The sequence below is a fragment of the Paenibacillus rhizosphaerae genome (assembly GCF_014192015.1).
Taxonomy (GTDB): domain Bacteria; phylum Bacillota; class Bacilli; order Paenibacillales; family Paenibacillaceae; genus Paenibacillus_AQ; species Paenibacillus_AQ rhizosphaerae.
Window position 1 is genome coordinate 648,524 of record NZ_JACHXJ010000004.1, and the last position, 21,438, is coordinate 669,961.

Annotated in this window: 22 protein-coding genes; 18 read left to right on the forward strand and 4 right to left on the reverse strand. The window is 56.5% G+C overall.

The window, feature by feature from the left end; all coding sequences use genetic code 11:
• Window position 1 precedes the first annotated feature (1 nt).
• Window positions 2-421 (forward strand): TipAS antibiotic-recognition domain-containing protein, encoded by a 420-nt coding sequence (locus FHS19_RS25030; protein WP_183584479.1) that lies wholly within the window; start codon window positions 2-4, stop codon window positions 419-421.
• A 238-nt stretch (window positions 422-659) separates the two neighbouring features.
• On the opposite strand, the gene msrC is transcribed toward FHS19_RS25030, so the two are convergent.
• Window positions 660-1,139 carry a free L-methionine (R)-S-oxide reductase MsrC gene (gene msrC, locus FHS19_RS25035; protein WP_183584480.1) on the reverse strand — a complete coding sequence of 160 codons (480 nt, stop codon included), beginning with the start codon at window positions 1,137-1,139 and terminating at the stop codon, window positions 660-662.
• Window positions 1,140-1,385: 246 nt separating this feature from the next.
• On the opposite strand from msrC, the gene FHS19_RS25040 reads away from it, so the two are divergent.
• Together FHS19_RS25040 and FHS19_RS25045 are read left to right on the forward strand one after the other, a co-directional pair.
• A complete protein-coding gene (locus FHS19_RS25040) occupies window positions 1,386-1,694 on the forward strand; it encodes a hypothetical protein (RefSeq protein ID WP_183584481.1) in 309 nt (102 codons plus the stop codon).
• A gap of 71 nt (window positions 1,695-1,765) precedes the next feature.
• Entirely contained in the window at window positions 1,766-2,254 is a 489-nt protein-coding gene (locus FHS19_RS25045) for a hypothetical protein (RefSeq protein WP_183584482.1), read from the forward strand.
• Between the two features lie 113 nt (window positions 2,255-2,367).
• On the opposite strand, the gene FHS19_RS25050 is transcribed toward FHS19_RS25045, so the two are convergent.
• On the reverse strand, window positions 2,368-3,372 hold the full coding sequence (locus FHS19_RS25050) for an alpha/beta hydrolase (protein WP_183584483.1): 1,005 nt from the start codon (window positions 3,370-3,372) through the stop codon (window positions 2,368-2,370).
• A 304-nt stretch (window positions 3,373-3,676) separates the two neighbouring features.
• Here FHS19_RS25050 and FHS19_RS25055 point away from each other — a divergent pair, with 304 nt between their 5' ends.
• From FHS19_RS25055 to FHS19_RS25100, 10 genes are all read left to right on the forward strand, one after another.
• A complete protein-coding gene (locus FHS19_RS25055; protein ID WP_312887327.1) occupies window positions 3,677-4,399 on the forward strand; it encodes a thioredoxin domain-containing protein in 723 nt (240 codons plus the stop codon).
• Window positions 4,400-4,411: 12 nt separating this feature from the next.
• On the forward strand, window positions 4,412-4,849 hold the full coding sequence (locus tag FHS19_RS25060) for a disulfide oxidoreductase (protein ID WP_076175915.1): 438 nt from the start codon (window positions 4,412-4,414) through the stop codon (window positions 4,847-4,849).
• 178 nt (window positions 4,850-5,027) lie between these two features.
• Window positions 5,028-5,597, forward strand: a complete 570-nt coding sequence (locus tag FHS19_RS25065; RefSeq protein WP_183584484.1) for a GNAT family N-acetyltransferase — start codon at window positions 5,028-5,030, stop codon at window positions 5,595-5,597.
• Between the two features lie 39 nt (window positions 5,598-5,636).
• A complete protein-coding gene (locus FHS19_RS25070) occupies window positions 5,637-6,410 on the forward strand; it encodes an energy-coupling factor transporter transmembrane component T family protein (protein WP_183584485.1) in 774 nt (257 codons plus the stop codon).
• Window positions 6,411-6,543: 133 nt separating this feature from the next.
• The gene (locus FHS19_RS25075) at window positions 6,544-7,161 is read left to right on the forward strand and encodes an ECF transporter S component (protein ID WP_183584486.1); all 618 of its coding nucleotides are present in this window, start codon (window positions 6,544-6,546) and stop codon (window positions 7,159-7,161) included.
• Entirely contained in the window at window positions 7,142-8,776 is a 1,635-nt protein-coding gene (locus tag FHS19_RS25080; RefSeq protein WP_183584487.1) for an ABC transporter ATP-binding protein, read from the forward strand. The genes FHS19_RS25075 and FHS19_RS25080 overlap by 20 nt, the downstream gene beginning before the upstream one ends.
• A 195-nt stretch (window positions 8,777-8,971) precedes the next feature.
• Window positions 8,972-10,522, forward strand: coding sequence for an MDR family MFS transporter (locus FHS19_RS25085; protein WP_312887328.1), 1,551 nt, complete (start codon window positions 8,972-8,974; stop codon window positions 10,520-10,522).
• Window positions 10,523-10,690: 168 nt separating this feature from the next.
• Window positions 10,691-11,704, forward strand: a complete 1,014-nt coding sequence (locus FHS19_RS25090) for a S66 family peptidase (RefSeq protein ID WP_183584489.1) — start codon at window positions 10,691-10,693, stop codon at window positions 11,702-11,704.
• 182 nt (window positions 11,705-11,886) lie between these two features.
• The gene (locus FHS19_RS25095; RefSeq protein WP_183584490.1) at window positions 11,887-12,597 is read left to right on the forward strand and encodes an ABC transporter ATP-binding protein; all 711 of its coding nucleotides are present in this window, start codon (window positions 11,887-11,889) and stop codon (window positions 12,595-12,597) included.
• 93 nt (window positions 12,598-12,690) lie between these two features.
• Window positions 12,691-13,956: an ABC transporter permease gene (locus tag FHS19_RS25100; RefSeq protein WP_183584491.1), complete on the forward strand. Its 1,266-nt coding sequence runs from the start codon at window positions 12,691-12,693 to the stop codon at window positions 13,954-13,956.
• Window positions 13,957-14,241: 285 nt separating this feature from the next.
• Here FHS19_RS25100 and FHS19_RS25105 read toward each other — a convergent pair whose 3' ends face one another.
• Together FHS19_RS25105 and FHS19_RS25110 are read right to left on the reverse strand one after the other, a co-directional pair.
• Window positions 14,242-15,321: an NAD(P)H-dependent flavin oxidoreductase gene (locus tag FHS19_RS25105; RefSeq protein WP_183584492.1), complete on the reverse strand. Its 1,080-nt coding sequence runs from the start codon at window positions 15,319-15,321 to the stop codon at window positions 14,242-14,244.
• A gap of 24 nt (window positions 15,322-15,345) precedes the next feature.
• The gene (locus FHS19_RS25110) at window positions 15,346-16,608 is read right to left on the reverse strand and encodes a BaiN/RdsA family NAD(P)/FAD-dependent oxidoreductase (protein WP_183584493.1); all 1,263 of its coding nucleotides are present in this window, start codon (window positions 16,606-16,608) and stop codon (window positions 15,346-15,348) included.
• A 468-nt stretch (window positions 16,609-17,076) separates the two neighbouring features.
• On the opposite strand from FHS19_RS25110, the gene FHS19_RS25115 reads away from it, so the two are divergent.
• From FHS19_RS25115 to pqqB, 5 genes are all read left to right on the forward strand, one after another.
• The gene (locus FHS19_RS25115) at window positions 17,077-18,672 is read left to right on the forward strand and encodes an ATP-binding protein (RefSeq protein WP_246426792.1); all 1,596 of its coding nucleotides are present in this window, start codon (window positions 17,077-17,079) and stop codon (window positions 18,670-18,672) included.
• 121 nt (window positions 18,673-18,793) lie between these two features.
• Window positions 18,794-19,228 carry a BrxA/BrxB family bacilliredoxin gene (locus tag FHS19_RS25120; RefSeq protein ID WP_183584494.1) on the forward strand — a complete coding sequence of 145 codons (435 nt, stop codon included), beginning with the start codon at window positions 18,794-18,796 and terminating at the stop codon, window positions 19,226-19,228.
• 120 nt (window positions 19,229-19,348) lie between these two features.
• A complete protein-coding gene (nadE, locus tag FHS19_RS25125; protein WP_183584495.1) occupies window positions 19,349-20,158 on the forward strand; it encodes an NAD(+) synthase in 810 nt (269 codons plus the stop codon).
• Window positions 20,159-20,390: 232 nt separating this feature from the next.
• Window positions 20,391-20,462, forward strand: coding sequence for a pyrroloquinoline quinone precursor peptide PqqA (pqqA, locus tag FHS19_RS35790; RefSeq protein WP_354499730.1), 72 nt, complete (start codon window positions 20,391-20,393; stop codon window positions 20,460-20,462).
• Window positions 20,463-20,513: 51 nt separating this feature from the next.
• Window positions 20,514-21,437, forward strand: coding sequence for a pyrroloquinoline quinone biosynthesis protein PqqB (gene pqqB, locus FHS19_RS25135; protein WP_183584497.1), 924 nt, complete (start codon window positions 20,514-20,516; stop codon window positions 21,435-21,437).
• Window position 21,438 lies beyond the last annotated feature (1 nt).

Sequence of the window (21,438 nt, forward strand, 5' to 3'; positions counted from 1 at the left end):
GATGGAACCAGACAACAGAGGCCGGGACTCAGGCCCGGCCGGATCCAGTGAGACCGAGCAGGACGTGCTGACCCAGCTGGGCGGCGAATCCGAATCGCAGGAGAGCAAGCAGAAAATGCAGCTGTGGACCAAGGAAGACTACCTGCGGTCCCAGCGGGAAATCGACCAGATTAACAGGGACTTAAAGGCGGCCATCGAGGAAGGCCATCACCCGGGTGCTCCGCAGGTTCAGCAGATCATCCGCAGGCACTATGAATGGATGAGCCGTTATTATACGCCGTCGGCGATGGTGTATATCGGATTGGGAAATCTGTATGTGGAACAGACCGAACACCAGCAGCTGTTTACGGCATACCATCCGCAGCTCCCCGTTTTTTTACGGGACGGGATGATCCTATTCGCCGAGCGCGAGTTGAAGTGAGGTTTATGAAAAATGATAAAGAAAGCCCGCCTGGCCAAGGATTGGCCGGGCGGGCTTTTGCCTGTATATGGGAGCAGGAGCATCCGTTCATTCGATCGTGCCGGTTCCGGGAATTTGAGCCCGCGGCATCTAATTAATGGCGACATCGGCCGTTTCGTCCGGTCATGCAGGAATGGAGAAAAGCGGTCTTCCGCATGATATGCGGAAGACCGCTTTGTTTTTTTTCCAGGATCCTATATTACAGCTGTGCCGTCAAAATACCGGCAAACTGTTCGAGAAACTGCCGCTCATCTTGGTCAAACCGCCCCTTCAGTGGGCTGTCGATATCGAGTACGCCGATCAGGCGCTCACCTTGGACCAGCGGAACGACGATTTCGCTGTTCGAGGCGGCATCGCAGGCGATATGCCCGGGAAACTCATGCACGTCATCGACCACAATCGTTCTCCGCTCGGCTGCCGCTGTACCGCATACCCCTTTAGCCAAAGGAATGCGGATGCAGGCCGGGAGGCCTTGAAACGGTCCGAGAACCAGCTCAGTTCCATCAAAAAGATAGAAACCCACCCAATTTATGTCAGGGAGGAAGCTGTTCAGCAGGGCCGAGGCATTGGCTAGATTGGCAATGGAGCTGGGCTCATCATGGATGAGCGACTTAAGCTGTTCGAGAACGGCTGCAAATTGGTCATTCCGGTTTCCTTCGTAGGGAAGGGCTTGAAACATGACGATCCACCTCTTTTCTGTCTTTTAACCGTTGGTTAATTATAAAAGATAGTATACAGGAATTCCTCCCACGTCAAGTAAAATTCCTCCCTCTCAAAGTTAAGGTCAATTCCTGCAAAGCCTGCCGTTTCCGGCGTCCGGCACGGCTTAGCGGGGATCGGTATTGTTTCCCGGCAGCGGAAGAAGGGTAAACAATGGTAATGATAGGCTCATTTTTACAGGCGTTCGCCGGAAGGAGAGGAATCTATGCGTGCAGACGTACAAAATTTATTCATGAGTATCCACATGCTTTACCATGCCCATCACCATGACTTGACCATCCGTGATATGCAGCCCGTGCTCGAGGCGCACGGCTATAAGGTGGGGGAACGGGAAGTGAAGCAGCAGCTGGAGCGCCTGACCGAATTGAACTTTCTAACGGCCCACGGTGATGAATACAGCTTGACCGGAACGGGAATTGGGGAGTTCAAGGAAATTCAGGTCATGCTCCAGAAGCTGTGCGGGGAAGTGCTGGCACCACTTGAAGAAACGGAGAGGGCGAATGCCGGCGCTTAACGCCCGGACTTCCAAGATCAACTTCCTGCCACCAAGAATCGTTACCGCATCGTAGAATGGAGGGAATGAATATGCATAAATGGCTGATTACGGTTTGGATGACAAGCCCGGTGCTGCAGCGGTTGCTGGCGGCAGAGCTGCCCGATGCTGAAGCTGAGCACAGTGCGCACGGAGCATGGTATTGGTTGTCTTATGCCCTGGCGATTCTTTTGTTCGGATTTGCCATATATGTCATGATTGGTGCGCGTCTGAAGCGCCGGCTGAGTCGTTTGAAGCATACGCTGTCGGATGAATTGGTTAAGGTCAACGGCGCCCTGGTAGCCGAGAAATCCTCGGAATTGACGGAGGAAAGAGCGGGACAATTCGCGCAGTCCCATATCCGCAGGCTGACGGATTTGAGGGACCGCCTGAGATCGGACGTGGATGCGCTCAACGAACTGGATATTTCCGTATACGACCTGAAGGGATTAAACCAGGCGATCAGTCACTACAACGCGGAGAAAATGAGCATCCGGGAAGACATCGCGGCAGAGGAGAGCAAGCAGTACAGGATGCGATAAGGCTGGCTTCATGTTCAGAAAATAGAAAGAGCCCCTTGGTCCAAGGAGAAGAGTCCGGAGTCCAAGGGGCTTTTTGGGTTGTACGGAATGTTAGTGAATTGGCGCTGGATGTCTTACATATTAAATTCCGGCTGGGGAAGCCCCGTCTGCACAGGCGCTTCCACAAGCTCCTCGGCCTGCTCCGGCTGCCGGACGGGTACGGCTCCTTCCATCACGTCGCGGACAAATTCCTGCACGACTTTTTTATACAGTTCGGGATTGACTCCCAGCGCATTGCCGTGTGAGGCTCCCTCAACGAGAAGAAGCCGTTTCATTCCCTCCTTGGCGGCAAACAGTTCCTCGCTCATCTCCGTCGGGATATAGCGGTCCCGCGTACCATGTATAAACATGATGGGAACGGGGCTGTACCGGGCGGATCGGACGGGGCTGACCTGATTCAGCGTAAAACCGGCTTTCCGGAACAGCCTGCGGTCGACGAGCGGAAGGAAAACGGCAGCGGGAATACGGTTCAACGCCTGCATTTGGTGATGCATCAGGCGCTTCAGATCGGAATAAGGGCAGTCGGCGATAACAAAGGCGGCGTCCGTGTGAGGCAGCGACAGGTATTCCAGCACGGTGCCTCCACCAAGCGACATGCCATGCAGGCCGACGACCGAGTCGCTGCCGTACGTGGCGCGGATCCACCGGATCCAGGAATCAATGTCGTGCTTTTCGTGGAACCCGTAGGTCGTATATTTGCCTTCGCTTTTTCCGTGCCGGCGCAGGTCGATCAGAAGCGTGTTGAACCCATCATCCCGGAAAATGTCCATAAAGGGAATCGATGCCGGAAGCGAGGCAGTATATCCATGGACCAGAATGACAAAACGGTTGGAGCCCGACGGGTGCGGTATGAGCATGCCGTTCAGCTTCAGCCCGTCATAGCTCGTAATTTGAACCTCCTCCTTGGGCAGCGACTCAAAGTAGTCCTGCTTGAACAGCCCGACCTGCTCCATGGCTTGAAAGGTCTGCTCGTACGTGAGAGCTTTCATCTGCGTCATTTGATAAAAGGCGTAACGCGTTATTACGATCGCGGCCAGGACAGCGGCAAAAACGACAATAACGGCAGTCTGCCACTCCATAAGATATTCCCCCCTTCTTTTCATACATTTAAGGTAAAAGTAGTATCACCGGAACGTTTCAAGTCAACTCATATTTTCATGAAAAAAGTCACTACGGGCTGTCATGTAATTGATTTTGTTACAATTTATTTAACAATTCCCGATTTGACCGGTTTTGGAAGCGGTTCTTTCTGGTCATCGGCGGGGGGAGATGCTAGAATAACCTAGAGAAGAAGTGTTAAGTAACTTACATTAAGGAAGAACTAAAGACCCAAATGCCAAGGCGCCTCAGCTTTAGTTCACAGGAAAGGAGACGTCAGGCTTCGTGAAACCGAAGAAGAAACAAGTCAACGCCGTGGCCCAACGTAAAGCCCAGCGGGCAGCACAGGAGAAACGCATGAAGCAGATCATGTGGATTACAGGTGCATGTATCGTCGTGCTGGTCCTGCTGCTGGTGTTCATTCGGCCGCAATCCAAGGAAGCATCGTTTGATTACAGCTCGCTCCCGGTGCTGGGAAATCCGGAAGCCCCGATCAAGATCGTGGAGATGGGCGACTATAAGTGCCCTGCCTGCCAGTATTTCAGTCAGGACATTGAGCCGAGCCTGCAGAAGGATTTTATCGATTCGGGTAAAGCCGCCCTGTATTTCATGAATTACCTTATCATCAGTCCGAATGCCGACTCCAACACGGCTGCATTGGCCGCGCAATCGGTATTCCATCAGAACAAGGACGAATTCTGGAAGTATTACCACGTACTCTTCGATAACCAGCAGGACGAAAAAACCGAGTGGGCTACGCCGGAGTTTCTGGTGAAGCTGGCCCGCGACAATAACATTAAGGTGGATTACGATCAGCTCAGCAAGGATATCGAGGAGAAGACGTACCAGGATGAAGTGGACAGCCATATGGCTACGGGCAACAAGCTTGGCGTGAACAGCACGCCAACGCTGTACGTGAACGGCGAGAAGGTAGCGGAGAATGTCTCGCTCGATTACACCGCACTCAAGAGCTATCTGGATAAAAAGTCGGCTGATACCGACAAGTAAGGGGAGTTTCGGATGGAAGGCAACCGTTTCATTGCGTTCATCAAGCCCTACAGCCTGTATTTTGCCTGGATCGTGTCCCTTATCGCCACGGGAGGCAGCCTGTATTTAAGCGAAGTCATGCACTATGAACCGTGCAGGCTGTGCTGGTTCCAGCGGATATTCATGTATCCGGAAGTGATTCTGCTCGGAATCGCCAGCTATAAAAATGACCGTAAAATCATTCCTTATGCGGTGACCCTCAGCGCGATCGGCGGCTGCATCTCGATCTATCATTATGCGGAGCAGAAGATTCCGGCTCTTGCCAATGCACTGCCGTGCAAGGTAGGCATTCCTTGCAATTTTGATTATTTGAACTGGTTTGGTTTTATTACGATCCCGCTTCTCGCATTGATCGCTTTTATTTTCATCATCGCATTCCTGCTGATGGGAAGAACGGAAGCACAGCAATAAGGATGTATCATTCGGCGATGGACAAGCACTCCGGCTGCAGCCCTCCTTACGGAGGGGGCTAGCGCCGGGGTGTTTTTTGCGATCTATCCCAAAAAACGGGAGAGAGGGCGCTCTTGTGCTGCAGGGGGCAGGCGTTGTACATTGATAATATTGCAAAGTACACGAAGGGGGCGTTTGGATGAGCTATCAATGCAGCGGGCATATTCCCGCGCTTGAAGGGCAGCGGATCCGGCTGCGTCCGCTTCAGGAAAGCGACGCCCCGGCGCTGTATGCGCTCTGGACCGACGAGGAGGTGCGGAAGTACTCGGATCTTCCGGACCTGCCTGACGAATCGGCGGCGGCGGAGCTCATCCGGCTGCTGAACCGTCTGTCCGCCACCGAGGATGGGCTTCGCTGGGGCATTCTCCTGCCGGAGGCCGGGATCATCGGCAGCTGCGGTTATAATTGGTGGCAGCTGGAGGGGGCCTACCGGGGAGAAATCGGCTGCGAGCTTGCGAGAACCCATTGGGGAAAGGGTTACATGCGCGAGGCGATCGGCCTCATGCTCGGGTTCGGCTACCGGACCATGGGCCTCAACCGGATTGAAGCGCTGACGAATCCGCGGAATGAGCGAGCCGTCCGTCTGTTCGGGTCCCTTGGATTCACGGCCGAAGGACGGCTGAGACAGTACCGCCATACCGCTTCAGGTTTTCACGATGCGCTGCTCCATTCGCTGCTGCGCGAAGAGTGGGAGCAGGCGAGAGTATAACAAGGTTTAGAGTTTAGAACAAGGAGGAGCGAATAAACGATGATCATATCGTATCAAGGGGGAGGCTCGCCGCTGCACCGCATCGATCCGCTCAGCAAGCTCGTGGTTCTGCTCTGCATCGCCGTGCTGACGATGCGTCTGCACACATCGGGAGGCCAGGCATTGCTGCTTCTGGCGGCTTCATTTTTGGCCCGAATGGCAGGCGGGGTCAGCTGGAGAAGGCAGTGGACGGCGATGGCGTTCCTGATCGGTTTTGCGGTTCCCTACTTTGTACTGACCCTGCTGACCGTACCCGGCAGCCAAACGATCTGGCAGTTCGGCGTGCTGCACATCACGACGGAGGGAGCCGATGCGGCCGGTTCGGTGACGCTGCGCATGTTTACGGTGTTTCTCTCATCCTTTGTGTACATGGTCACAACCGATCCCGGCGATCTCGTCACCGCGTTAACCCGGCGGTTGAAGGTTCCTTACCGGTTCGCCTTCGGCATTTCGATGGCGCTCACATTTTTGCCTTTGCTTCAGGAAGAAGGGAGAAGCATCTCGGCTGCCCATCAGGTCAGGGGAGCGGCCCGCCCTAAGGGAATCAAGCAGCGGTTAGGCTGGTGGAAGGTGTTTGTGTCCGCCATACTGCATAATGCTGTGCGCCGGATTCAGCAGACTGCGGGAGCGATGGAAGCCAAGGGCTTTGGCGCCTACCCCGAGCGGACATTTTTACGGGAGCAGAAGCCGTCGCCTGCCGGGCAAATCACGGCGGTGGGGACCGTGCTGATCACCGCGGCGTTGTGGTGGTATATCCATATTGTTAACCTGTAATTTATTTTTTGGTTGACGTTTCAAATCCGATCATGCACAATAGCAGGGAGGCATGGCCATGACGCAGGAAACCTGCGATGCCTCCTCAGGGGTGAAAAATCCCACCATTTTCCTGATTAGGAGTTGACGTGAGATGGAAACTTTATCACAATCAAAGAGACGTGTTGTCCCGTTTACGACGCTGGACATCGTGCTGATGGCGATGCTGGCCACAGCGAACGCGGTATTGACCTTTTATTTATCTTACATTAATAAAATGCTGAACAGCCTGGGCGGGCCCGTGGCGACCTCCACCATCGTCGGCGTGTACATGGTGTACGGCCTGCTGGCCTATTACATTATCCGCAAGCCGGGAACCGCGGCGATTACATACGGAATCGGCGGCGCGATCCAGTGCTTCGTAGGCAATACGTACGGGATCGCGGCGAGCATCGTGGCGGCGCTGTGCTATCTGGTTGTGGCGGAGGCCGTATTTTTTCTGCTGCGCTACAAACGCTGGAATGCCGGTGCGATGATGCTGGTCGGCGGTGCGATGGTGCCGATCTGGTTCATTTGCGCGGCGAACATGTTCGGGTATACGTCTTGGAGCTTTCAAGTGCTGGCAGTAACGATGGTGGTGCGGATCATCAGCGGCATCGTGCTGTGCGGCTTGCTCACCAAGGTGCTCGGGGATATGCTTCAGCGGAGCGGACTGCTTAAACGTTTTGCCATTGGCAGAAAGGCTTCTGCGGATGCAGGGAACTTCCATTGAGCTGATGGAGCTTTCTTATTGGTACGAAGATGTGGAGCAGCCTGCACTCCACGGTGTGTCGCTCACGATTCCGGCCGGACAGTTTACGGCAGTGATCGGACCGGGCGGCAGCGGCAAGTCTACCCTGTGCCAGCTGCTTAGCGGCTATCTTCCGCGCAGCGGAGGCGGCCGCCGGGAAGGGAAGGTTCAGCTGGACGCGATTGACCCGGCTGAGGCCCCGATCGCTGAGATCGCCAAGGTCGCGGGCATCGTGTTTCAGGATCCCGACGCCCAGCTGGTGAGGGGCGTCGTCGAGGATGAGGCTGCGTTCGGGCCTGAAAATCTCCGCGTGCCGCCTGCGGAGATCGAATCCCGCGTGGAAGAAGCGCTGGCGGCGGTGAACCTGACCGCCCGCCGCCGCTCCCCGGTGCGCGAGCTGTCCGGCGGACAGCGCCAGCGCACCGCCATTGCCGCGGTGCTGTCGCTGTCTCCGCGGATGATCGTCTTCGACGACGCATCCGCCAGCCTCGACCCCGCGGCGCAGGCGCAGTTCGTGCAGCTCTGCCGCAGGCTGCACGCCGAGGGCCGGACCGTCGTCACGGTGTCCGGCCGCTTCGACGATGCCGCGCGCGCTGCGGAGCGCGTCATCGTCCTGGACGGCGGCGCAGTCCTGCTGGACGGAGCGCCGCAGGAGCTGCTGCGCACCAGCCGGGACCGGCTGGCGCAGCTCGGCGTGCTGCCCCCGTGGGAGGGGGCAGCGGAAGCCGGCGGCCCGGCGGGTGGCCGCCGCGGGGTCCCGGAAGCCGGCGCGCATGCAGCGGAGCCGGCCACCGGGACCCTGCAGAGCGCCGGCATGGTAACGGCGCCGGCGAAGAGGCCGCCAGGGAACGATTCTCCTGGCGGCGCCCCGGCTTCCGGACCGCTGCTCGAGGTCCGGAACCTCAGCTACACCTACCCCGGAGGGCAGGAGGCGCTCCGGGACGTTTCGTTCGCGATGCATCCGGGAGCATGGGGCATGCTGACCGGTGAGAACGGGTCGGGCAAAACGACGCTCACCCGGCTCCTGATGGGCCTGCTCCCGGTTCCTGCCCGTTCGGTATATTGGAAGGGCCGGGATGTATCCGGCATGCCGGTTCATCAGCTGGCCCGGGACATCGGATACGTGTTCCAGCAGCCGGAGCATCAATTCGTGGAGCATACGGTGTGGGATGAGCTCGTATACAGCCTGCGGATTCGAAGCGGCTGGCGCCGGCGGCAAACTGAACTGACGCCTGAGCAGACCGAAGCAGCCGAGGCATTGCTTGCGGCTGCCGGGCTGAGCGGGCGTCGTCAGGACTCCCCTTATCTGCTCAGCCAGGGTGAGAAGAAGCTGCTCAGCGTCATCGGCCAGCTGATCCAGCCGAAAGCGCTCTACATTCTCGATGAGCCCACTTCGGGCATCGATTACCGCGCCGCGCAGCGGCTGCTGAAGCTATGCCGGGGCGCCGCCGCACAGGGCGCCGCCCTGCTCATGATTACCCACGACCCCCGTCTGGTGGAGGAGGATGCTTCTTTCGTGCTCCGGCTCAATCATGGAATGGTCGAAGATTACCGGCAGCTGGGTCGGAGTCATGAACTCATGCAAGCACGCTTTTAGGCAGGGAGCTTTTCAGTTGACGATGGTCGAATGATCGGCTTTGCCTGAAATTTCATGCCCTTAAATTTTCATAAACCTTATGCATCCGCCCAGTCTGAAAAGCGGTCTCTTGCCAGAGGCCATTTTTCGTGTACTGGGTGGATATGTTTCGTTATAAGGAAACTTTGTCACAATGGGAGAAAGGATACAAACATCGTGAATCGATCTGAACATTTGCCTGGAAAGCAGAGCCGGAACTGGATTCTGGCCGGAATCCTCGTATCCACGTTCCTGTCGGCCATCGAAGGAACCGTAACGGGACCGGCCGGTCCGGCGATCATCAGCAGCTTTGGCGGCATGAAGCTTCTCAGCTGGATTTTTACCGCCTACCTGCTGACCATGGCCGTATCCACTCCGATTTTCGGAAAAATCAGCGACTTGTACGGCCGCAAACCGGTATTTCAAATCGGGTCGCTGCTGTTTGTCCTGGGATCGCTGCTGTGCGGTTTCTCGCAAAGCATGGGACAGCTGATCGCCTTCCGGGCCATTCAGGGCATCGGAGCGGGGGCAGTCATTCCGGTCACCTTTACGATTATCGGGGACGTCTACCGGATTGAAGAACGCGCCAAAATCCAGGGACTGATCAGCTCGGTCTGGGGCATCGCCTCCCTGATCGGGCCGTTAATCGGCGGATACTTTGTTGACTATTTGAATTGGCGCTGGATTTTCGGCTTTAACGTGCCGTTCGGGCTGCTTTCCATGTGGATGATCGCCCGCCATTTCCACGAGCAGCGGCAGGAGCGTGCCGAAACGCATGTCGATTTTGCGGGTGCCGGAACGTTTACGGTGGGGATGACGGCACTGCTGTTTGCACTGGCGACCGGCGGGCAGTTTTTTGCCTGGTCTTCGGTGTGGATCGTGCTCTGCATCGTTTTTGCCCTGATTTTCCTGGCAGCCTTTATCGTGGTGGAAGCCCGGGCGAAGGAGCCGATGCTGCCGCTGAAGCTGTTTAGGATCCGCGACATTTCCGTGTCAACCGTCGCCGCCATGCTGACCAGCGCGCTGCTGATCGGCCTCACGACGTATACGCCGCTCTGGATTCAAGGGGTCATGGGGAAAAATGCGACGATGTCCGGGCTGACGATGGCGCCGATGTCGATCGGCTGGCTGTTCGGCTCCGTAGCGGGGAGCCGGCTCATTCTTACCGCCGGTTCGCGGAAAACGACGCTGATCGGCCTGGCCGGCATTGTGATTGGGGCTCTCGGATTAGCCTGGATCAGTGAGGGGACGCCGCATTATGTGATTTTGATTTTCACCTTTATCTACGGCCTTGGCTTCGGATATTCCAACACGGTATTCACGATTATTGCACAGTCTTCGGTCGGTTACTCGCTTCGCGGCGCGTCGACGGCGCTGAATACCTTTATCCGGTCGCTGGGCCAGACGGTTGGCGTCGCCGTCTTTGGATCGCTGATCAACTTGACGCTGGCCGGGCGGCTCGCCGATACTCCCGGGCTGGAGCGGGTCAGCCAAGAAGAGGTGAACCAGCTGTTGACTCCGGAAGGAAGCGCTTCGCTTCCCAAGGAGTTGTGGAGCGAGCTGAGGCATATTCTTGAGGGGAGCCTCCATTCCCTGTATGTCGTGATGGCTGTCATCGCTGTCGTAAGCCTTCTGATCGTGCTCGGACTGCGAAATACGGTTCCATCGGCCGGTCCGGAGGACGAGAAGGAAGGCGTGCGGAAAGGCCGAATGGATAAAACCTCATAGCGATGCTGCCGCAGCAAGGATTCTTCGATGTCCGGAGAATCCTTGTTTTTGTATGTGAACAAGTCGTCCACAGGAGAACTCGGGGGACACGAATACCGTAACACCGTCATTGTTCCAGCCGTTCTTTTCTAGTAAGATAATGGAAAAATCTGATGGGGGGATGCGGCAGTGATTCAATATCCGCGAATGGAAAAAGGGGCTGTCGTCGGTGTGACGGCTCCCTCCTCGGGCGTAGAGCCCGGTCTGCACGACATGTTCCGTACGGCCGTCAGCCGTATGGAGGAGAGGGGCTATCGTGTACGCGTCGGCGAGACGGTCTGGACGCAGCACAAGGCCAAGTCCGCCCCGGCCAAGGTCCGTGCCGAGGAGCTGAACGAGATGCTCGGGGATCCCCGAATCGGTGCGATCATTCCTCCGTGGGGCGGGGAACTGCTTATCGAGATATTGGATCGGGTGGACTTTGACCGCATGCCGCGGAAATGGATTCTCGGCTATTCGGACCTCAGCGTTCTTCTTCTCGCCATCACTTTGAAGACCGGAATCGCCACCGCTCACGGGCTCAATTTCGTCGATCTGCGGGGAACGGATTCGGATGATACCTCGGCCATGTGGGAGGCCGTGCTGACGGCCAAGCCGGGCGATCGGATTGCGCAGCAGGCATCGGCCAATTACCAAAAGGAGTGGCGGCACGACGATCCGAGTCCGTGCGTCTTCCATCTGACGGAGCCGACGGTGTGGAAGACCGTTTCAGGCGGGCCGGAGTCGCTTCAGGGCCGGCTGCTCGGGGGATGCGTCGACATCATCCGCCATTTGATCGGCACGCCTTACGGGGACGTGGGAGCATTCCGGAAGTGCCATATTCCGGGCGAACCCCTCCTCTGGTATTTGGAGAATTGCGAGCTGAACACGGCCGATTTGCGCAGGTCCCTCGTACAGATGAAGTATGCCGGCTGGTTCGAAGGCTGCTCCGGGCTGATGTTCGGCCGGAGTGCGGCCAACCGTCCAATGGAAGGATACACGGTGGAGGATGTATACCAGGAGCTGTCGGAAGAACTGGGCGTACCGGTCATTTACGATATCGACTGCGGTCACGTGCCGCCGCAAATGACGCTGGTGAACGGCGCTTATGCCGAAGTGAAGGCGGATGGCGGCGGCGGAACGCTGGTCCAGTTTTTTAAATAAGCCCGCCGGCTGCGGACGGATTTCAGTCCCGGGAAGTATGGATTATCGGATGAACTTTTCATATAGTTAAATGATGATGCAGGGTCGGGACGCAAGCCGTTCCGATCCATATGGTTTTGGTGGCCTTTGTTGATATACATGACGCTAGGGCTGAAACGGATTATTTTTGCTGGAGGTGGATCATGAAGCCTTTGCTGCCTGTGCTCGATGTGCATATCGAGGAAGCGGGGTATGAGGAAGGACAGCCGCGCATTTGGGACGTTTCCTTTCAAGTGGCGCCCGGCGAGCTTCTGGGTGTCATCGGCCCGAACGGTGCCGGAAAAAGCACGACGCTGAAGACGCTGCTCGGTCTGCTGAAGTACTCCAAGGCGTCCGTAACGATTGGAGGGGAAAGCGGGCGGTATGCCTATATCCCTGAGCAGCCGGTATTTTACGACGACTTGACGCTCTGGGAACATCTCGATTTGGCTGCGGCCGCCTATGAACTGGATTACGATGCTTTTGTACGCCATGCGGAGGAGCTGCTGGCCCAGTTCGGCATGAGCGGGGTGAAGCATCAGCTCCCGGCGGGTTTTTCCAAAGGGATGAAGCAGAAAATGATGCTGATGCTCGGATTTCTCGCGGAACCCGATATTTATATCGTGGACGAGCCCTTCATCGGCCTGGATCCGCGGGCGACCAAGGATTTCCTGCGGCTCCTGGAAGAGGAGCGGGGGAGGGGCGCCGGGGTGCTGATGTCCACCCATGTACTGGATACGGCCGAGCGGATCTGCGATGCGTTCGTTATGATCTCCGGCGGGCAAATGGTGGCCAGGGGGGATTTGACGGATATCCGCAGGACGGCCGGGCTGCCGGACGCTTCGCTGTTTGACTGCTTTGATGCCCTGACCTGAGGCCGGATACTTCGATGAGCCCAATTTTGGGGCGGAACGAGAAGGCCGGGAGTTTCTTCGCAGACAGGCCGGCTCTATGGAAAGGAGATCAACATGGCGGATTCAAGCGATACCGGTTATGCCTACCCAACCCCTGGGAGATTGTTCTGGCATCGGCTCCGGACCCACTGGAAGGAAACCATGGCCGTCATCCGGTCGGTGGCGGATTGGACGGTGCTCCTGTATATGCTGATTCCGGGCGCGCTGCTGGGGGGGAGGCTGTATTACGGTTTATGGAAGGAGCCGCTCCCGCAGTGGAGCAGCCATATGATATTCGGCGTTATTCCTGTATTTCTGTTATTGTGGCTATCGGCGGGCAAAATGTTCCTCATGGTCCGCGAGGCCGATGTCCTCTTCATTCATCAGCGTGTACGGTGGCTTCGCGGGCTGATGCTGAGGGGAGGCATTTACAGCATGATCGCCACAGCCCTGAAGGCGGGAGGGGGCTTTCTGCTGGTGCTTCCCTTTATGGTCCGCAGGTATGGGATCAGCCTGGATGCTGCCGGTTGGTGGCTGCTTTTCACGGTGACAGCCGGCGGCCTGATGGTCTGGCTGAAGCATTTTGCTCGGATCCGGGCTCACGGCTGGCGGAGATGGCTGCTGTACCTGCCCATGGCAGTGCTTCCGGCCGCAGCATACGTCGTGTTGTCGGTATGGTGGATAGACAGCCCGTCCTGGCTGACTGCCGCTTCCACCCTGCTTGCGGTGATCAACGTGCTGCTGCTTCAGGTGCGGATGAGGATTCGCGGAACATTTACGAACGATCTCCAGGAAGAGCTGGTTCAGCGGACCAAGCTGACCGGACTCGTGCTGAGCAGCGCCTTGGACAAGCCGCGGAAAATTCGCAGCAGCCCGTGGATCTTCCGCAGGTCCCAGCGTCTTTTCCGGTCGAAAACGCCGGTCCATCGTCTGGCCGGGGCATGCGTAAAGGCATATGTGCGCCAGACGAAGCAGCTTAAAGGATATGCGCAGGTCTTGTCGCTCAGTGCGGCCATCCTGTTGACGCTGCCTCCCGGGGTGAAGATCCTGGTGTACGCTGCGCTTCACCTGCTGCTGGCTTACTGGCTGTATTTGAACACAGTGGCCTTTATGAAGGAAGGTTTTGTAACCATGCTCCCTTGGGCGGACGAGGTGAAGCTGGGCTCCATGAAGAAGGCCGTGCGGATGCTGCTTGCGCCATATGCGCTCGTGACGTCAGGGCTGCTGCTGTTCTCACTGCTGCCGGTCTGGACGGCTGTGATCGCACTGATCCCGCTGGCGCTCGCCACTGTTTGGATCACGGTAACCCTGCTTCAGCTGATGATGGTGAGGAAAATATAAATGTTTATCGAAGTACATTCATCGAAGACAGACCGCGTTTAGCGGAAAATTATCTTGCGAGCGAGATCCTCGAAGCAAATATTTTAAAATAAATCGACGTACATTCATAGAATACAAACCGCATTTATCTGAAGTTTTTACTTGCGATTATAGAATGGTTCAGGTCTGCTCAAAATTTATACATTCTATAATCAAAAAAAACGCCGGATCTTAGATCCAGGCGTTTTTTTGATAGGAAAGCACCACGTCCATCATTGCACCACAATCGCGTTATTCGGGATAGAGCTAAGACTTCAATATTTCGAGCGCCTGCCGGACGGTTTCCTCCACGATGTCTGCGGCGCTCTGGCCCGTCTTCAGCATTCTTGTCGCCTGCCCGGCCCATAGCGACATGTAGCCGGCTTGATTCTGCCGGGCGGCCGCGTTACGAATATCCCGGGTCGCCGTGTTCTGCGTCGGGAACGGGAGCGGCTCCATGCCGCTCTGGTTCCACTCCCGGACGAAGGCGTTGGCGATGCCCCGGGCGGGCCGGCCCGAGAAGGCCTTGGTCAGCACCGTGCTCTCTTCGGTGCTGGCAAGCAGCGCCGCCTGATAGGCGGGATGCGCACCGGACTCAGTCGCCGTCAGGAAGCGGGTGCCCATTTGGACCGCCTGCGCCCCCAGAACCATGGCGGCGACCATGCCGCGTCCGTCCATGATGCCGCCGGCGGCGATGACCGGGATGGACACCCGGTCGGCAATCTGCGGCACGAGGGCGAAGGTACCGATGTTCGCCCCCATGGGGTGAGCATCGACGTTGAACGTGCCGCGGTGGCCGCCGGCCTCGCTTCCCTGCGCGACGACCGCATCACAGCCGGCACGCTCGGCTTCCAGCGCCTCCTCCACGGTGGTCGCCATGGCGACCACCTTCATGCCTGCCGACTTGGCCAGCTCCATTTGCCGCGGGGACAGCACGCCAAAGGCGGTGCTGATCACGGGAACGCCGGCTTCGAGCACTTCGGCAAACTGCCGCTCCAATTGATCCGGCGTTTGGACCGCCTGGGGCGGGGCCGGCGGCAATCCCAGGCCGTCCCGGATGGAATCGAGGACACGCTGGACCTCGGTGGTCCGGCGATTGTCGTCTTCCATCGGGACGGTGAACAGATTGACCGCAAACGGGGCGGATGTCCGCCCGCGGACATCCGCGATCGCTGTGCGGATCGCCGCAGGCTCCATATAGGCCGCACCCAGCGTGCCGAGACCGCCGGCATTCGATACGGCGGCCACAAGTTCAGGCGTCGTAGGGCCGCCAGCCATACCCGCCTGGAAAATAGGGTAACGAATGCCGAATTGCCGGCAAAGATCATTGTTCAGTTCCATCCTCATACCGATCACCTCGAAATTGGATTGTTAATGGTATCCCGCCGCATGCATGCCGGCGGTATAACCGGTCGAGAAGGCGGCCGTAATGTTGTAGCCGCCGGTGTATCCGTGAATGTCCAGCACTTCGCCGCAGAAAAACAGCCCCGGCATCAGCTTCGATTCCATCGTCTTCGGGTTGATCTCCTTCAGGTTGACGCCTCCGCCGGTGACAAACGCCTCTTCGATTGATTTGGTGCCGACTGCGCGGAACCGGAACTGCTTCAGGCAGGCGACAAAATCCCCCCACTGCTGCTTGGGCAGATGGGCGTAGGTGGCGTCCCCGTCCAACTGGGATAGTTCGAACAGCAGCGGAAGCATCCGCTCCGGAACTTGACCTTTGAGCACGTTACGGATCGCCTTTTTCGGCTCGGACGCGAGCTTGTCCCTCAGCAGCTTGTCGAGCGACGAAACGTCCAGATCCGGGAAAAGGTCGATGGCCATTTCGACGTCCGGCGTATGAAACTTATTTTTGACCTGCCGCAGAAATTGGCTGCATCGCAGGGCGATCGGACCGGATACGCCGAAATGGGTAAAGATCATATCCCCGCGGTGCCCGATCACCTTTTTTCCTTTGGGATTCCATACGGAGAGCTCCACGTCCCGCAGCGAGAGCCCCTGAAGCTCTTTGGATTGGATCCACTTTTCATGGGAAACGATAGGGACTTCGGTGGGGTGCAGCTCGGTAATCGTGTGGCCGGCGGCCTCTGCCCAAGGGTACCCGTCGCCGGTGGAGCCGGTATGGGGCACGGATTTACCGCCGGTGGCGACAATAACGCTGGGGGCTCTGTAAATATGCCCGGACTTCAGACGCACGCCTGCCGTTTTCCCATCCTCATAGAGGACCTCCGCAATCGGGCTGTCCGTTTTGATCTCCACGCCGAGCCGCTTCACCTCCTGAATGAGAGCGCCCACGACGCTGGCGGCCTTGTCGGATACCGGAAACATCCGCCCGTTGTCCTCTTCCTTCAAGGCAATGCCGAGCCCTTCAAAAAAGTTCATAATATCCCGGTTGTTAAAATGCTGGAACGCGCTGTACAAAAAGCGGCCGTTACCCGGGATATGGGCGATCAGCTCATCGGTTTCTTTGGCATTGGTTACGTTGCAGCGTCCGCCTCCGGAAATTCCGAGTTTGCGTCCCAGTTTATTTCCTTTGTCCAAAAGCAGGACAGATGCCCCATGCCTGGCGGCCGAGACACATGCCATTAGACCCGCGGATCCGCCTCCGGCAACAATTACATCATATCGATTCACTGGTTAATCTCCTTTATTTTTACGACAGTCTGTTTTTCTGTTTCGTGTGTCCTTTTTTAGGATATATCAGGATATATTGTAATATCGTGTTGGCTGTGATTTAATCAAAAGGAAATCGTCTTTCATAAAACAGCGGTACATCTTCCTATTCCTTGTAGTCCGTTACACCTGTAATGAATCGCTATTGTTTTTATGCCGATCTCCTGGGTGTTGACAAGCTCGAGAGACCGATACGGCAAAAACTTTAGCTGGCGCTTATACTTCACTCGAACGGCAGGAAGAACCAGCTGCAATCACTAAAGATTCGTATTGGGAACTACACATACCTGCCCTGGCGGGGAGGAGGGATTGGCGATTATTTACGCACTGAAAAACATTATAACACAGGTACTTATGGCCGGTTCCTTCGCTTTTCTCTTCCCATTGGGACTGGACAAATATGTCCGGGTTTTTAGGCGTAGAAAGCGAATGGAAGCAAAGGATTTTGATCTTGTCATTATTTTGTCCAGCGCTCTGACGATTTTGCTCTGCTCGTTGTTTTCCTCCTCGATTTTTAACTACATTCCATTAAACCTGGGCATTCTGCCGCTGTTTATCGGGATGCTGTATGGAGGCTATAAGACGGGTCTGCCTCTCGCGGGGCTGTACCTTCTGTGCTACTTTTTATTTAATCCCAATTGGACGGTTCTTGGTTTGTTTCTGCATACCGGATTACCGCTATATCCTCTTCTCATTTGGCTGTCCCCAAAGTTCCGGAAAGGTCCGCTCACGGAGAAGATCAACAAGCTGTGGCTGTGCCTTATGCCTGCGATGCTGTTGATCACGGCCGCCCCGATTATCGAATCTCCCAACCTGGATTTAACCGATGCAGGGCTGGTGCTGATCGTTCTCTTCTATATATTAACCAGTATGTTCACCGGAGGTACTCTGGTGTATATGATCGAATTTGCTCTGGAGAAGCTGCGGCTGAAAGAGCAGGTTATGGGCATCTCCGAGAAATACCTCAGGGAAGAGGAGAAGCTGCAGCAGGTCATCGATGCCACGCCCATTTCTATGGTTTCCGTCGATCATGCCGGCAATATTACTAGCATCAACGACACGATGATGAGCCTGGTAAAGACGAAGGACCCCGACCTTTCTAAGCAGGACGTGCTTGGCTACCCCGTCACGATGTTCGTGGATATTATGGGTCAGGACTACATCAACTACCGGATCGTTCAGGCGCTTCAGGGCAAAAAACTGGGCAATGAGCTGATCCGCATCGGAACGCATAACTACTACATAAGCACATCACCATTAACGAATACACATACAGGCGCCATTATCGGAGCGGTTCTCGCTTTTCAGGACGTGACCGAGCTGGCGAGGCTGCGAAGCGAGCTGGAGAATGTGGAGAGGCTCAGCCTTGTCGGCCAGATGGCCGCCAGCATCACCCATGAAATACGCAATCCCATGGCCGTCGTCCGGGGCTTCCTTCAGCTGATGAAGGAGAAGAGCCCGGAAGCGCTCGACCATTACTACCGCATCGTCATGGAGGAATTGGACCGGGCGAACGGTATTATCAACGACTTTTTATCCCTTGCCCAGAACCGTATTGCCGAGAAAGAACAATGGCATCTGCATACGATCATCAGCGATTTAAGCCCGCTGCTGTGGGCGGATGCGAATCTGCGCGGACAGACGATCGAGCTGATCCTCGACGAGAGGGTCCCGGAACTGAGCCTGAACGCCAAAGAAATCAAGCAGCTGGTGCTGAACCTGTCGCGCAACGGCATGGAAGCCATGGAGGAGAAAGGGCAGCTGACGATCGAGACGAGGCTGAACGACTCCTTTGTGGAGCTGATCATCAAGGATACGGGGATGGGGATTGCCAAGAGCAGGCAGGAGCGGCTGTTCGAGCCGTTTTTTACGACGAAAGCCAAAGGAACCGGGCTCGGTCTTGCCCTCTGTCTCAGCATCGTGGAACGCCATCACGGCAAAATATCGGTGGAATCGGAGGAGGGAAAGGGTACAGCTTTCACCATTCATTTCCCGGTTACGGATTCGTGGGCGGGAATGATCTGACAGCCCTTGAGGCCGCCGTTTCTCTTGATTTCGACCCTTATGGATGTATAATAGGAGTATTAACAGCGGATGTTGTTATGAGCTTGTCCATTGATATTTTGTATCCAAGGAGTGATAGGGAATGGCCATGTCTTTTGACAGATATATGAAGGATATGATTCAACCGATGCGTGACGAACTGACGCGCCTCGGCATTAAGGAACTTAGAACGGCGGAAGAAGTAGAGACTTACCTTCCGGACGCGCAAGGCACCACGCTGGTTGTCGTTAACTCGGTGTGCGGCTGTGCCGCCGGCCAATGCCGTCCCGGCGTAGCTCAGGCTTTGCAGCATGACATCGTGCCTGACAATCTGTTTACGGTATTTGCCGGACAGGATAAGGAAGCGACGGCGAAAGCCCGCGAGTATTTCGCTCCGTATCCGCCGTCTTCTCCATCCATCGCCCTGATGAAGGACGGGGAGCTTGTTCATTTTATTGAGCGTCACCAAATCGAAGACCGTTCGGCTCAAGAAATTGCCGACGATCTGATCGAAGCGTTTGACCGGGTGTGCCGTTAATCGGCGCACCGCGTACATAATGCCCCGGGTATTCGGACATCCGATACGTACGGGGCTTTTGTGTTTGAAATCACACCGTATTATTCATCGACTAATCTGTTCAAGCGAGGTGCTTATATCGTGAGTTTGCAGGAAGAAATTATTGCGGCCCTTGGCGTAAAGCCGGCGATCGATGTGGAGAGCGAAGTCCGGAAAAGGGTGGATTTCCTGAAATCCTATGTGAAGAGCGCGGGGGCGAAGGGGCTGCTCATCGCCATCAGCGGGGGAATCGACAGCGCCGTGGCGACCGGCCTGTGCAAACGGGCGACCGACGAGCTCACCGAGGAGGAGGGCAAGGAATATATGACGCTGGGCGTGTTCCAGCCTTTTGCGGTTCAGGAGGATATCGAGCACAGCTACGCGGTGGCGGAAGCCTTTAACCTGAAATATAAGGCCGAGACCAATATCGAAGATGCCGTCGGCGAGATTGCCTTGGAGGCGGAGCATGGGCTCAAGCAAATCGGCATCCACCGCCACCTGACCCCGCAGGGCAAGGGGAACATTAAGGCCAGAACGCGCATGGTGATGCAGTATGCGCTGGCATTCGACCTGAACCTGCTCGTCGTTGGAACAGACCATGCTTCCGAAGCCATTACCGGCTTCTACACGAAGTGGGGCGACGGCGCGGTGGACATTACGCCGCTCAGCACGCTCAACAAACGTCAGGTCCGCCAGCTGGCCGGCTACCTTGGCGTCCCGCAGGCGATTCTGGACAAGGCGCCTACCGCCGGTTTGTGGGAAGGCCAGACGGACGAAGGCGAGCTCGGCATTACTTATGACGAGAACAGCGACTATCTGGAAGGCAAGAAAGTGAGCCCGCAGGCGGAGGAGCGCCTGGAGAGCTACTATAAGCGAACCGCACATAAACGCAATTCGATTCCGGGCATTTAAGCTGACACGGGTGAATCAGGAGCAGGCCGCAAACCGCGGACTGCTTTTTTTGATGCCATCCCGCGGGGCGCCATCCGGACGTGAGGTATGCGGAGCCCAGCGGGATGCGGAAGGTAGACATCTCTTCGCGTGGTTATGTGTTATAGAATGTCAAAATGCAACATATGATTTAACAGACTTGTGCTCTCTACTGGCAGGCAGGGTGGGATATTTCATCAAAGGGGGTGGCGGCATGTGGGTTAAACCTGATTTTGAAGTCATTGAGGTCTGTGCGGAGGTTACCGCATACGCGTATCAGAAGTGACATCCCATGCCGGAGCAATCCGGCATCTATTTTTTTGAGGGGGGCAGGAACATGCTGTTGAAGGTGCTGGGATCGGCGGCGGGGGGAGGCTTCCCGCAATGGAACTGCGGCTGTCCGAACTGCCGCCGCGTGCGGATGCATGATCCCTCATTACGTGCACGGCTGCATAATTCGCTGGCTGTCAGCGATGATGGCAGCGATTGGGTTCTCATCAACGCCACGCCGGATATCGGTGCACAGATCGAGGCCCATGCCGAGCTCGCCCCGGGCTCTTCGATCCGGCAGACGCCCATTTCAACCGTGCTGCTGACGGACGGGGAGCTGGATCATACGATGGGCCTCCTCCACTTAAGGGAGTCCTCGGCAATCGACGTTTACGCCGCGGCGCCCGTATTGGACGCCCTGAAGGAGGCTTTCCCGGTCAGGCAAATCCTGGAGCCCTATGCCGCCTACCGATGGCTCGAAGTCAGTCCGCAGGAATCTTTTCCACTATTTGGGGGCAGAGTAATGGTATATCCGTTCTTTTTGGGCTCCAAGCCGCCGAGGTACGCCTCCGTCCATCGGAGTTCTCATAAGGAGGGGGCCCCCACATCCCCTTGGGTTGTCGGCTACCGAATGGTGGACCAGCGGACCGGAGGGACTGCGGTATACGCGCCCGGTGTCGAGTCCTGGTCGAACGAGCTTCTTACCCAATTGGAATCGGCCGACTGTGTCCTTGTGGACGGCACCTTTTGGCATTCGGATGAGCTTCGGCGGCTGGACATTTCCGAATTGGCCGCATCCGACATGGGGCATGTCCCTATTGCCGGCCCAGGTGGAAGCCTGGAGGGCCTTTCCCGAATAGCGGCCGGGCGAAAAATTTACATCCATATCAACAATACCAATCCGATCCTTGACGAGGCTTCTGCGGAGAACCGCAGGCTCCGTGAGCTGGGGATCGAGGTAGGTTACGACGGTTTGAAATTGGAGGTCTAAC